The 13,406-nt window shown below is 54.3% G+C and carries 8 protein-coding genes; 3 read left to right on the top strand and 5 right to left on the bottom strand.

From position 1 onward, the window contains the following. Nucleotides 1–117: 117 nt before the first annotated feature. Nucleotides 118–2,811: a cation-translocating P-type ATPase gene (locus JS578_09995; protein ID QRX63199.1), complete on the bottom strand. Its 2,694-nt coding sequence runs from the start codon at nt 2,809–2,811 to the stop codon at nt 118–120. A 451-nt stretch (nt 2,812–3,262) separates the two neighbouring features. Between JS578_09995 and JS578_09990 the strand changes: the two genes are divergently transcribed. Beyond that, the gene (locus JS578_09990) at nt 3,263–5,419 is read left to right on the top strand and encodes an elongation factor G (protein QRX63198.1); all 2,157 of its coding nucleotides are present in this window, start codon (nt 3,263–3,265) and stop codon (nt 5,417–5,419) included. A gap of 99 nt (nt 5,420–5,518) precedes the next feature. Here the strand turns inward: JS578_09990 and JS578_09985 are convergent, their stop codons facing one another. From JS578_09985 to JS578_09970, 4 genes are all read right to left on the bottom strand, one after another. Beyond that, nucleotides 5,519–6,739 carry an NADP-dependent isocitrate dehydrogenase gene (locus JS578_09985; protein QRX63197.1) on the bottom strand — a complete coding sequence of 407 codons (1,221 nt, stop codon included), beginning with the start codon at nt 6,737–6,739 and terminating at the stop codon, nt 5,519–5,521. A 9-nt stretch (nt 6,740–6,748) separates the two neighbouring features. Beyond that, nucleotides 6,749–8,104, bottom strand: coding sequence for a citrate synthase (locus tag JS578_09980; GenBank protein QRX63196.1), 1,356 nt, complete (start codon nt 8,102–8,104; stop codon nt 6,749–6,751). 108 nt (nt 8,105–8,212) lie between these two features. Further along, entirely contained in the window at nt 8,213–9,475 is a 1,263-nt protein-coding gene (gene icd, locus JS578_09975; GenBank protein QRX63195.1) for an NADP-dependent isocitrate dehydrogenase, read from the bottom strand. 22 nt (nt 9,476–9,497) lie between these two features. Continuing rightward, nucleotides 9,498–11,750 (bottom strand): aconitate hydratase, encoded by a 2,253-nt coding sequence (locus JS578_09970; GenBank protein ID QRX63194.1) that lies wholly within the window; start codon nt 11,748–11,750, stop codon nt 9,498–9,500. A gap of 361 nt (nt 11,751–12,111) precedes the next feature. Here JS578_09970 and JS578_09965 point away from each other — a divergent pair, with 361 nt between their 5' ends. Both JS578_09965 and JS578_09960 read left to right on the top strand, forming a co-directional pair. Continuing rightward, nucleotides 12,112–12,522 carry a SoxR reducing system RseC family protein gene (locus JS578_09965; GenBank protein ID QRX63193.1) on the top strand — a complete coding sequence of 137 codons (411 nt, stop codon included), beginning with the start codon at nt 12,112–12,114 and terminating at the stop codon, nt 12,520–12,522. Between the two features lie 9 nt (nt 12,523–12,531). Beyond that, on the top strand, nt 12,532–13,401 hold the full coding sequence (locus tag JS578_09960) for a Fe-S cluster domain-containing protein (GenBank protein ID QRX63192.1): 870 nt from the start codon (nt 12,532–12,534) through the stop codon (nt 13,399–13,401). The last annotated feature ends 5 nt before the right edge of the window (nt 13,402–13,406 follow it).

Raw genomic sequence — 13,406 nt, 5'->3', positions numbered from 1 at the left:
AAAGCGTGTGCACTTAGATACCCAAAAATACAAAAAAATATGCTCATTGATGCACATTGTACACCAAGATGAGCATATTTATATTTTTTTTAAATTGCTTTGACTTTTCTTCAGTAATCAGTATTCATCTTTCGTATGGTTGAGCCGCACCAATTTAACCAGTTCAACCACCAGGATTGGAACCAGTGAGAGTGCACCCACATAGAGCCAATGGATGCTGTCCATCGGAATCACCCCGAAGATGCGGCTTACGGCCGGAATCAGCAATACCGCCAGCAGCAGCAGGGCCGAAAGGAAGATAGCGCCCAGCAATGGCAGGTTGCTGAAGATACTGGTACGGAAAGATGAGCGTTTGTTGGAATGCAGATTTCGCACGTGCAACAGCTGGGAGAATCCCAATACGGCAAATGCCATGGTGCGTCCCAATGCTCCCGGGTCTTCCAGGCCTGCCTCTATGCCATCGCGACGTCCAATCAGATAGGCAGCCAATGAGATGAGGCCAATGGTGGCACCCTGGTAGAAGATGCGCCAGATCATCCCCTTGGTGAAGAATCCCTGTTTTGGATCGCGCGGACGACGGGTCATGATATCTTTCTCCGCAGGATCCATGCTGAGGGCCAGTGCCGGCAAGCTGTCGGTCACCAGGTTGATCCAGAGGATCAGGATCGGGGTGAGCGGGTTGCCGATGTTGAAGATGGAGGCGATGAAGATCAGCAGCACCTCGCCTACGTTTGCCGAGAGCAGGAATTGAATTGCCTTGAGGATGTTGTCGTAGATGCGGCGTCCCTCCTCCACTGCCCCCACGATGGTGGCGAAGTTATCGTCGGTTAGGATCACGTCGGAGGCATCCTTGGCCACCTCGGTGCCCACGATACCCATTGAGACACCGATGTCGGCCTGCTTCAGTGCCGGGGCGTCGTTCACACCGTCACCGGTCATCGCCACAATCTGGCCCTGCGACTGCCAGGCCTGCACGATGCGTACCTTGTGCTCGGGTGCCACCCGCGCGTATACTGAATAGTCCTTCACATCACGCCGCAGCGACTCGTCGGGCATCGCAGCCAGGTCGCTGCCGGTGATTGCACGATCTCCTTCGTTGAAAATACCAATCTCATCGGCAATGGCCACAGCGGTCACCTTGTGGTCGCCGGTGATCATCACGGGACGGATGCCGGCCGTACGGCACTTCATCACAGCCTCCACAACCTCGGGACGGGCAGGGTCTATCAGTCCGAGCAAACCAACAAATACAAGCTCCTTTTCTACCGTCTCAGCGCTCACCTCGGCAGGCAGTGCGTCGATGTCGCGATAGGCTACTGCCAACACACGCAGTGCCGACTGTGCCATGCGATGGTTCTCCTCCAGGATGGTCGACCGGTCTTCGTCGGTAAGGGGACGCACCTTGCCATGCATCAGGATATTTGTGGTGACTGCCAGCACTTCGTCGAGTCCTCCCTTCACGTTGACGCGCAGCTGACCCTCCTCCATCCGGTTGATGGTGGCCATACGTTTTCGTTCTGAGTCAAAAGGAACCTCCTCCTGTCGCGGGTATTGCTTTTCCAGTTCGTTCTTGTTCATTTTCAGCTCCAAGGCCGCATCCACGATGGCAGTCTCGGTGGGATCACCTGCCGTCTCGTGGGTTCCCACTTCCGTCATCTTCAGATGGGCATCGGTACAGAGCAGCGAGCTCATCAGCAGCATCCGTTCATCTTTGTCGAGCTCCTCCGGCAGCGGTGCATTGCGGAAGTCGATTCGGTTGCCGCCACTCCATCCTTCCACGATGGTCATCTTATTTTGTGTGAGCGTACCGGTCTTGTCGGAGCAGATCACCGTGGTGCTGCCCAGCGTCTCCACTGAGGGGAGGGTACGCACGATGGCGTTCTGCTTCACCAGTCGCTGTACGCCTATGGCCAGCACGATGGTGGAGACGATCTGCAGCCCCTCGGGAATGGCCGCCACTGCGAGGCTCACCGCCATCATCAGCATCTCCAGCCAGTCGTTTCCATAGAGGATGCCCACGCCGAAGATCAGGGCACAGATGCCCAGCGCCACGTAGCCCAGGATGCGGCCCAGCTGATGGAGCCGCTTGCCCATGGGGGTGTCGGTGTTCTCGGTATGTTGCAGCATATGGGCGATCTTACCCACCTCAGTCTGCATGCCGGTACCCACCACGACTCCTTTTCCACGGCCATAGGTCACTACGCTGGTAGAAAATGCCATGTTGTCACGGTCACCCAGCGGCACCTCACCCTCCTCCAGCAGCCCGTGATGCTTCTCCACCGGCACCGACTCGCCGGTGAGGGCCGACTCTTGCACCTTCATGTTCACCGCCTCCAGCAGCCTCAAATCGGCCGGGATGATGTCACCTGTATCGAGGATGACGATGTCGCCCGGCACGATGGCGGTGGAGACCACCTCCGCCACCTGTCCTCCACGCAACACCTTGGTCTGGGGTGCACTCATCCTGTTCAGTGCTTCGAGCGACGACTGTGCCTTCCGCTCCTGTACCGTGCCGATGATCGCATTGATGATCAGGATGGCCAGGATCACGTAGCTCTCGGTCAGCCCCTCATGATGCATCACGCCAATCACACCCGATACGATGGCTGCAATGAAGAGGATCACCACCATGCTGCTCTTGAACTGCTCGAAGAAGATGGCAAACAGCGATTTCTGCTTTGCCGACTGAAGCTCATTGGGACCATGGGTTGCGAGGCGTTGTTTCACTTCCTCATCCGATAGTCCGGTATCGGCATTCGCATTGAGTTGCCGCAACAATTCTTCTGCCGGCTGACTGTAATAGGGTTTCATTGATTGTTCTTTAGGTTGTTGGATATCTTATTTTTTGGTGTAGTTGCCACCCTCCCGAATGTGGTAGAGGTTGGGGCTGACAGATTTATTAACAACTGACAGCGGTAAATGTTTACCTTCAGATCTACTCGCTACCCTGCCAATTTGATATGTTATAAAACATAACCGTAACATTTCTCTTTGTCATCCTTATTTTATAAATTGCAACGCTGATCACGACAGGTTGACTTTGCCGGTCTCAGGCCGTTGCAAAGTCATTTTTCATACCGCCGCACCCCTGCCATCACGTTTTTTTCGCACCGGAGTGAGGGAGGTATTGAATGTTTTAGCCGCCGGTAAACTTTAAATACTTAATAAGATTCTAATCATGAAACGAATATAAGAGAATTCTCACATAAATTCACTCCTTTGAGACGTGACATTCACCTAACTTATTAAATAAATAAATCATATGAAAGTGTACAAAACAAACGAAATCAAGAACATTGCTGTCATTGGCAATGCCGGATCAGGTAAGACCACCCTCGCAGAGGCCATGCTCTTCGAGAGTGGTCTGATAAAACGACGCGGATCCGTGGATGGGAAGAACAGCGTGAGCGACTACTTCCCGGTGGAGAAGGATTATGGCTACTCGGTATTCTCCACCGTCTTCTCTTACGAGTGGAAAGATAAGTTGATGAACTTTATCGACTGCCCCGGATCGGATGATTTTGTAGGGGGAGTGATCTCCGCACTTCATGTGACCGATATGGTGCTGATGTTGATTGATGCCGCCAACGGCGTGGAGGTGGGCACCGTGAATCAGTTCCGCTACGTGGATGAATTGAAGAAACCGATGGTGCTGCTGGTGAACCAGATGGACCACGACAAGGCCGATTATGACAACACGCTGGCAGGGCTCCGCGAGTTCTACGGCAACAAGGTGGTGCCGGTGCAATACCCAACAGGCAGCGGCAGCTCCTTCGACGGCATCGTTGATGTGCTGAAACAGAAGTTCTACAAATGGAAACCTGGAGCTACCGCCCCGGAGGTGCTGGAGATTCCCGACAGTGAGAAGGAACGGGCCGGCGAATATTACCAGGTACTGCTCGAAGCGGCCGCAGAGAATGACGAGGGATTGATGGAGAAGTACTTCGACCAGGGATCGCTCACTGAAGAGGAGATGCGCGACGGCATCCACAAGGGGATGCTCGACCACACTCTCTTCCCGCTCTTCTGTGCTTCCGCAGAAAAAAACATGGCGGTGCACCGTGTCATGAACTTCCTCAACATGGTGGCCCCCTCGCCGAATGAAATGCCGGCTCCCCTCAACAGTGAAGGGGAAGAGGTGAAACCCGATGCCACTGCATCCGCCAGCCTTTTCTTCTTCAAGACCACCGTAGAACCCCATATCGGTGAAGTTTCCTACTTCAAGGTGATGTCGGGTACCGTAAAGGAAGGTGATGACCTGGCCAACAGCGACCGCTCCTCGAAGGAACGACTGGCACAGCTCTATACCGTGGCGGGACAGATCCGCACCAAGGCGGAGGAGCTGCATGCCGGCAGCATCGGTGCCGCTGTGAAGCTGAAGGACGTGCGAACCGGCAACACCCTCAACGCAAAGGGGATCGACAACCGGTTCAACTTCATCAAATACCCGGAACCGCGATATCGTCGTGCCATCCGTGCGGTGAACGAATCCAACTCCGAGAAGATGAGCGAGGCGCTCACCCGCATGAAGGAGGAGGATCCCACATGGATCGTTGAGGTCTCCAAGGAACTGAAGCAAACCATCGTATCGGGTCAGGGTGAGTTCCACCTGCGTACCCTCAAATGGCGTCTGGAAAACAACGATAAGATAGAGATCGAATACCTGGAACCGAAAATACCCTACCGTGAGACCATCACCAAAACGGCACGTGCCGACTACCGGCATAAGAAGCAGTCGGGTGGCGCCGGTCAGTTCGGCGAGGTACACCTGATTGTAGAGCCTTACAGTGAAGGGTTGCCCATGCCGGAAGTCTACCGCTTCAACGGACAGGAGTTCAAAGTACAGAACCGCGACACGCAGGTGATTGAACTTGACTGGGGCGGCAAGCTGGTCTTTGTGAACAGCATCGTGGGTGGTGCCATTGACACCCGCTTCCTGCCGGCGATTCTGAAGGGAATCATGGGTCGCATGGAGCAGGGACCGCTTACCGGCTCATACGCTCGTGACGTGCGGGTGATCGTCTACGACGGCAAGATGCACCCGGTGGACTCGAACGAAATCTCCTTCATGCTGGCAGGAAGGAACGCTTTCAGCACCGCCTTTAAGAATGCAGGCCCAAAAATTCTGGAACCGGTATATGATGTAACGGTATCCGTTCCGGGTGATTACATGGGTGATGTGATGAGCGACCTGCAGGGACGCCGTGCCATGATCATGGGCATGGAGAGTGAAAAAGGGTTTGAGAAGCTGAAGGCACGTGTACCCCTGAAAGAGATGAACAACTACTCCACCTCCCTGAGCTCTCTCTCCGGTGGCAGGGCCTCCTTCACCATGAAGTTCGCCAGCTATGAGCTGGTGCCCTCCGATGTGCAGGAGAAACTACTTAAGGCTTACGAGGAGCAGGAGAAGGAAGATTGACAATCAATTATTTTCGTTTTCATAACAGCAAGGGCAGCCCGCACGGACTGCCCTTCTTTACTAATAAACTGCTGAAATCAGCATGCTGACTGCTGATAGCTAAAAACTTTTCTCCAGATTCCTTTTCAGCGCCTGCAGGAACTGCTGCGTGGTGAGCCAGCTATCGCGCGGTGCATCGTTGCCATGCACGAGAAGTGCCAGGTCCTTGGTCATCTCACCTCCCTCCACCGTTTCAATGCATACCTGCTCGAGCTTGTTACAGAAGTCGATGAGCGGCTGGTTGTTGTCCAGCTTGCCGCGATGAGCCAGTCCCCGCGTCCAGGCAAAGATGGAGGCGATGGGATTGGTGCTGGTCTCCTTGCCCTGCTGATGCTGGCGATAGTGGCGCGTTACCGTGCCGTGGGCCGCTTCGGCCTCCACCGTCTTGCCATCGGGTGTCACCAACACGGAGGACATCATCCCAAGCGAACCGAAGCCCTGGGCCACGGTGTCGGACTGCACATCGCCGTCGTAGTTCTTGCAGGCCCAGACGAAACCGCCGTTCCACTTCATGGCGGATGCCACCATGTCGTCGATCAGCCGGTGCTCGTAGGTGATGCCTGCCTTTGCGAACGCATCCTTGAATTCAGTCTCGTACACCTCCTGGAAGATATCCTTGAAGCGGCCGTCGTAAGCCTTCAGGATGGTGTTCTTCGTCGACATGTAGAGCGGATAGCCTTTGGTCAGCGCCATCTGGAAAGAGGAACGAGCGAAGCCGTAAATCGATTCATCGGTGTTGTACATCGCCATCGCCACGCCGTCACCCTTGAAGTCATACACCTCCCAGCTGGTCTGTTCACCATCCTCGGCAGTGAAAGTGAGCGTTAGCTTTCCCTTCCCCTTGATCACCTTGTCGGTAGCACGATACTGGTCGCCGAAAGCATGACGACCGATGATGATTGGCTCAGTCCACCCCTGCACGTAGCGGGGTATGTTTGAGCAGATGATCGGCTCGCGAAAGACGGTCCCCCCCACGATGTTACGGATGGTACCGTTGGGTGACCGCCACATCTGTTTCAGTCCGAACTCCTCCACTCGCGCCTCATCGGGCGTGATGGTAGCGCACTTGATACCCACGTTGTACTTCTTGATCGCCTCAGCAGCATCAATTGTCACCTGGTCGTTGGTGGCATCACGGTGCTGGATGCTCAGGTCGTAATACTTGATATCAAGGTCGAGATAGGGAAGGATCAGTTCCTCTTTGATAAATGACCAGATAATTCTGGTCATTTCATCACCATCCAGCTCAACCACCGGATGGGTTACTTTTATCTTCTGCATGCGGTTTCTTTATCTTTCGTTGATGGGTGTAAAGGGTTGTTTCTCCCGTACGTTCTTGTAAGCCGGACGAATCAGACGCTTGCTGGCGAAGTTCATCTCCTCGATGCGGTGTGCCGACCAGCCCACGATGCGGGCCATGGCAAACAGCGGGGTGAAGACCTCTGCAGGCAGACCGATGGCGTCATAAACGAAGCCGGAGTAGAAGTCAACGTTGATGCAGGTGCGAGACTTGGCAGTCTGCTTCTTGAAGCCCAGGAACACATCAACTGCACGCTCCTCGATCAACTCCATGAAGTTGAACTCCTCTTCACGTCCTTTCTCGCGGGCCAGTTCACGTGCCATTCCCTTCAGCAGGTCGGCACGCGGGTCGCTCACGGTGTAGACGGCGTGGCCAATGCCATAGATGAGACCGGTACGGTCGTAGGCCTCCTTTTTCAGTATCTTGGTCAGGTAGGCATCGATTTGCTCCTTACTGGTCCAGTCACTCACATTCTGTTTCATATCTTCCAGCATACCCTGCACCTTGATGTTGGCACCACCATGCAGGGGCCCCTTCAGAGAACCGATACCGGCAGCGATGGCCGAGTAGGTGTCGGTCTCGGTAGAACTGGTGACACGTACCGAGAAGGTGGAGTTGTTACCACCGCCGTGCTCGGCATGCAGTATCAGCGCCAAGTCGAGGATCTTCACATCCAGTTCGGTGTAATTGTCGCGTCCCTTCATCATGAAGAGGAAGTTTTCCGCCACGGAGCGGTCTTCGTAGGGATGACGGATGTGCAGCGAACGGCCCATCTGATCATGACGCATCACCTGGTATGCATAGGCAATGATGGTGGGGAACTTGGCTATTAGGTTCAGCGACTGACGTACCAGGTTGTCGGGTGAGATGTCATCTGGATTATCGTCGTAGGCATAGAGCTCCAGGACGCTTCTGGCAAGAATGTTCATGATGTTCTTCCCCTTCAGCGAAAGGATGTTCATAGTGGCCAGGTGGTTCAGCGGCATGGTCTGTGCAATCAAGCTGTTCACGGCATCCAACTCCTCTTTGCTGGGGAGCCGACCGGAGAGCAGCAGGAAAGCAGTCTCCTCGAAACCGAGCCTATTTTCAGACTGCACACCTTTCACCAACTCCTCCACATCCAACCCACGATAGTAAAGTTTACCCGGTACAGGCTTGAGGGTACCATCCTCCTGACGTTCATAGCCCACCACATCACCCACACGAGTGAGTCCAGCCAGCACACCGGAGTGATCCTCGTTGCGCAGACCGCGCTTCACCCCCATTTTTGTAAAGAGTTCCTTGTCAATGTTGCTGGTGAAGGCAATGGAGTCAGATAAAGTCTTCGTTATTTGTTCATTATTCATCTTTAGATATGTTTTGATTGTTAAAATGTTAGCAATGTGAAAATGTTGGGCAATGGTTAGAGAATGCTGAAATAACAGTCTTTCAAGCCATTTTGTTTGTTCGAATCATCATATTTTAATGGTTTCGGTCACTTTTTGTGCAAACTGAGCTGTGGTAAGTGCTTTCCCGTGTTCCATGAAACGAGCCAGGTCGGCGGTAGCATATCCATCCGCAAAGAGTTTCTCAAGCGAGGTTGTGATCAGTGCACCCGCTTCGTGCCATCCCATGTACTCCAGCATCATCACCCCCGAGAGCAACATGGAGCAGGGATTGGCCTTTCCCTTCCCGACGATGTCAGGGGCCGTGCCGTGCGTTGCTTCAAAGATGGCATGACCGGTGTCATAATTGATGTTGGCTCCCGGCGCGATGCCGATGCCGCCCACCATGGCCGCCAGCTGATCGGAAATATAGTCGCCATTGAGGTTGAGCGTAGCCACCACGGCATACTCCTCCGGCTTGAGGAGCGTGTTCTGCAGAAACGCGTCGGCGATCACATCCTTGATGAACACCTTTCCCGAGGCGACCGCCTGGTTGTATTCCTCTACCGCCTGCTCCAGACCACGTTCCGCCTCTATCTGGCGAAACTTGTGTTCGGTGAAGGTGCGGTCAGGGAACTCCCTTTCCGCAAGGGCATAACCCCACTTCTTGAAACCACCCTCGGTAAACTTCATGATGTTGCCCTTGTGGACCAGTGTCACAGAAGGCAGCCCATGCTCCAACGCATACTCGATTGCAGCGCGAACCAATCGCTCGGTACCCTCCAGTGATACAGGTTTCACACCAAGCGAGGTGGTCTCGGGGAAACGAATCTTCGCCACTCCCATCTCCTCTTGTAGAAATCGGAGCACCTTCTTCAGTTCCGGTGTACCTGCTGCCCACTCGATGCCGGCATAGATATCCTCCGTGTTCTCGCGGAAGATGGTGACATGCACCTTCTCGGGGTGCAGCAGCGGGGTAGCGACCCCTTTAAACCAGCGTACCGGTCGCAGACATACGTAAAGATCCAGCTCCTGGCGTAGTGCCACGTTGAGCGAGCGGATCCCCTCTCCGATGGGTGTCGTGAGCGGCCCTTTAATCCCCACCATGTGGGTGCGGAAAGCCTCCATCGTCTCTTCAGGCAACCAACTGCCCACGGCATTGAACGCTTTCTCGCCGGCCAGTACCTCGCGCCAGTCGATGCGGCGGTTTTCACCATATGCTTTCGCCACAGCAGCATCAATAATTTGCTGCACATGGGGGGTGATCTCTTTACCGATGCCATCGCCCTCGATAAAGGGAATCACCGGCCTGTCGGGTACCAGAAGCCGCTCGCCCTGTTTCGTTACCTGCATTGTTATTCTTATTGGGGTTTGGTTATCTCCTCATCGCATTCAGAGCACTACCGGCCTTGAACCACTCTATCTGCTGCTCGTTGTAGGTGTGAGCCGCCTCGAAGCGATCCTTCGTGCCATCGGCATGCAACAACTCAATGGTAAGGTTCCGGCCGGGAGCAAATTCGCTAAGGCCAACCACGCTGATCTTGTCGCGTTCCTGTACCTTGTTATAATCCTCCTTGTTGACAAAGGTGAGTGCCAGCATACCCTGTTTCTTCAAGTTGGTTTCGTGAATACGGGCGAACGACTTAACCAAAATCACCTTCACATTGAGGTGACGTGGCTCCATGGCTGCATGTTCACGGCTGGATCCTTCGCCGTAATTCTCTTCAGCGACCACAATGGATCCTACCCCTTTGCTCTTGAACTTACGGGCCAGTGCCGGTACCGGCATATATTCGAGCGTCTCAGGGTCGAGTACCGCATTGGTCTGTTCATTGAAACTGTTGACAGCCCCTATGAGCATGTTGTCGGAGATATTGTCGAGGTGACCGCGATAGCGGAGCCATGGACCGGCCATCGAGATATGGTCAGTGGTACACTTACCCTGCACCCTGATGAGCAGCGGCAGGTCAGCATAGTCCTTCCCGTCCCAGGCGGAGAAGGGCTCCAGCTTCTGCAGACGATTCGACTGCGGGTCGATGGTCACCTCCACAGCAGCCTCCGGGGAGGGAGCCAGGTAACCGGCATCCTTCACCTCATATCCTAGGGGGGGCATCTCAAAGCCTTTCGGCTCGGGTAATTTCACGGCTTCCCCCTTGTCGTTGAGCAGTGTGTCGGTAAGCGGATTGAAACAGAGATCACCGGCAATGGTGAGTGCAGCTACCAGTTCGGGAGAGGTGACAAAAGCATGGGTGTTAGGATTGCCGTCGTTGCGCTTGGCAAAGTTACGATTGAAAGAGGTGACGATGGAGTTGGGACGGTTGTCTGCCACATCATCACGTTTCCACTGTCCGATACAGGGGCCACAGGCGTTGGCGATGATGGTGGCACCCGCCTTGTCAAACTCCTCCAGGATACCATCGCGTTCAGCGGTGTAGCGTATCTGTTCCGAGCCGGGGTTGATCAGGAACTGTGCCTTCACCGGCACTCCCTGTTCACGTGCATACTGTACGATGGAGACTGCACGGGTGAGGTCTTCATAAGAAGAGTTGGTGCAGGAACCGATGAGACCTACCTCCATCTTGCGAGGGTAGTTGTTCTTGCGCACCACCTCGCCAAACTCGGAAATGGTGTAAGCTGCGTCGGGGGTAAATGGACCGTTGATATGAGGTTCCAATTCGGAGAGATCAATCTCGATCAGCTGGTCATAATATTGTGCAGGATCGGCCATCACCTCCGGATCAGGCTGCAGATGCTCCATGATGCGACGTGCCTCGTCGGCCACATCCTTGCGCCCGGTACTTTCAAGATATTGGGCAGACTTCTCGTCGAAGGGGAAGATGGAGGTGGTTGCTCCCACCTCGGCACCCATGTTGCAGATGGTGCCTTTTCCTGTTGCCGAGAGAGATGCAGCCCCCTCACCGAAGTACTCGATGATGGCGTTGGTGCCCCCCTTAACGGTGAGGATACCGGCCACCTTGAGGATCACATCCTTGGGGGCGCTCCATCCGGAAAGCTTTCCGGTGAGCTTCACACCAATTAATTTGGGCATCTTCAGCTCCCAGGGCAGTCCGGCCATCACATCCACGGCGTCAGCTCCACCCACACCGATAGCGATCATTCCCAGTCCGCCGGCATTGGGTGTGTGGGAATCGGTGCCCACCATCATTCCACCCGGGAATGCGTAGTTCTCCAGCACCACCTGGTGGATGATGCCGGCACCGGGTTTCCAGAAACCAATGCCGTATCTGTTGGAGACATCCCGCAGGAACTCGTATACCTCACGGTTGGTGACGTTGGCGGTCTCCAGGTCGCTCTCGGCATTGCGGTAGGCCTGTATCAAGTGATCACAATGCACCGTGGAGGGTACCGCCACACTGGTGCGACCGGAATTCATCAACTGCAACAGGGCCATCTGTGCGGTGGCATCCTGCATCGCCACCCTGTCAGGGGCAAAATCCACATAGTCGGATGCACGCTTGTAGTTGATCAGGGGTACTCCTGGGGAGAGATGAGAGAACAATATCTTCTCAGTGAGCGTCAACGGACGTTGCAGGTTCTCTTTGGCTTTTTTAATTCTTTCGGGCAAATTCGCATAGACCCTGCGAATCATTTCAATGTCGAAAATCATACGGGTTAAGTGGTTTAAATATGTTTTGTTTAATATGGTTGCTTAAAGCGGCAATTTCACTTTTTAACAAATTTGGAAGCCTAAATGTTCGCCCGTGAGGAGCTAAAATGAGGATTAAGTAACTCTACAGGGGAGAATTATTGGATTGGTCTGCCGCAGGAGTCGGTGAGTGGGGATCCGGAGGAGATTCTTCATCGCATTCAGTCTTAAGGTTCGGGGATTGGGGGGGGGGATAAGCGCACATTAACAATCAAAGGCCCTTTTATGTTCAAAAAAAGAGGCACTATTCCCGAAAATAATCCTTAACTTTGCGAATCCATTGGAAAGAGAAGAGGGATCGTCTGAAAAAAACCATCGTTTCATGATCACACACAAGGGAATCATTGAACAAATCAGCGGAGAGAAGATAACCGTTCGCATCCTGCAACAATCAGCCTGCAGCAGTTGCCACGCCAAGGGAGCCTGTATGGCAGCCGACTCGAAGGAGAAGCTTGTCGACATCGCCGACCACTCCGGGCAGTTCACCCTTCATGAGCTGGTGATCATTGAGGGAAAAGAGTCGATTGGCTACAAAGCGGTCTTCTGGGCATTTCTACTCCCGCTGTTGATCCTCATCGCCATGCTTGTACTCACCACAAGCGTCTGGCACTTCAGTGAGACAGAGGCGGCACTCAGCGCACTGCTGGCGCTGGCACCCTACTACCTACTTCTCTATCTATTTCGCAACAGCATGGCTCACACCTTTCAATTCAGTATTAAAAAAAACCATTAATCAGTAATTATGAGTGTAATCCTTACTGCCGTAGCCACTTTGGGCGCCATTGGCGCCGGAAGCGCCGGCATCCTATACCTGGTAAGTCAGAAGTTCAAAGTGGAGGAGGACCCCCGCATCCAGGAGGTGCAGGACGCCCTTCCCGCCGCTAACTGTGGTGGCTGCGGCTTTCCCGGCTGTGCAGCCTTCGCTGCCGCCTGTGTGAAGGCCGATTCACTGGAGGGGCTCAACTGTCCCGTGGGGGGACAGGTTACCATGGAGCGGGTAGCCGAAATTTTGGGTCAGACTGCATCCAAGACAGCGAAGAAGATCGCAGTGGTGCGCTGCAGCGGTACCTGCGAGGAGCGTCCCCGCCTCAACCTTTACGACGGCGTCTCCAACTGCTCCATCGCTGCCGCCCTCTATGGTGGCGACACCGGTTGCTCCTTCGGCTGCCTGGGCCTGGGCGACTGTGAGGAATCCTGCACGTTTGACGCCATACACATCAACCCGCTGACATTGCTGCCCGAGGTGGTGGAGGACAAGTGCACCGCCTGTGGTGCTTGCGTAAGAGCCTGCCCCAAGGATATCATCGAACTACGCAAACAAGGCCCCAAGTCGCGCCGCATCTACGTGAGCTGTGTCAACAAGGACAAGGGTGCCGTGGCAAAGAAAGCCTGTAACGTGGCCTGTATCGGCTGCAGCAAGTGCCAGCAGGTATGCCCGTTCGACGCTATCACCATTGAAAACAACCTGGCTTACATCGACGACGACAAATGCCGTCTCTGTCGCAAGTGTGTGGTGGTCTGTCCTACCCACTCAATCCTGGAGCTCCACTTCCCGCCCCGCAAGGAGACACCTCCGGAAGCCAAAGAGGAAGCAGCAACCACAACCGCATAAGAAGA

Source organism: Dysgonomonadaceae bacterium zrk40, assembly GCA_016916535.1.
Taxonomy (GTDB): Bacteria; Bacteroidota; Bacteroidia; order Bacteroidales; family Dysgonomonadaceae; genus Proteiniphilum.
Note: the sequence above shows the minus strand (reverse complement) of the source record. Positions and strands in the feature narration are given on the sequence as shown.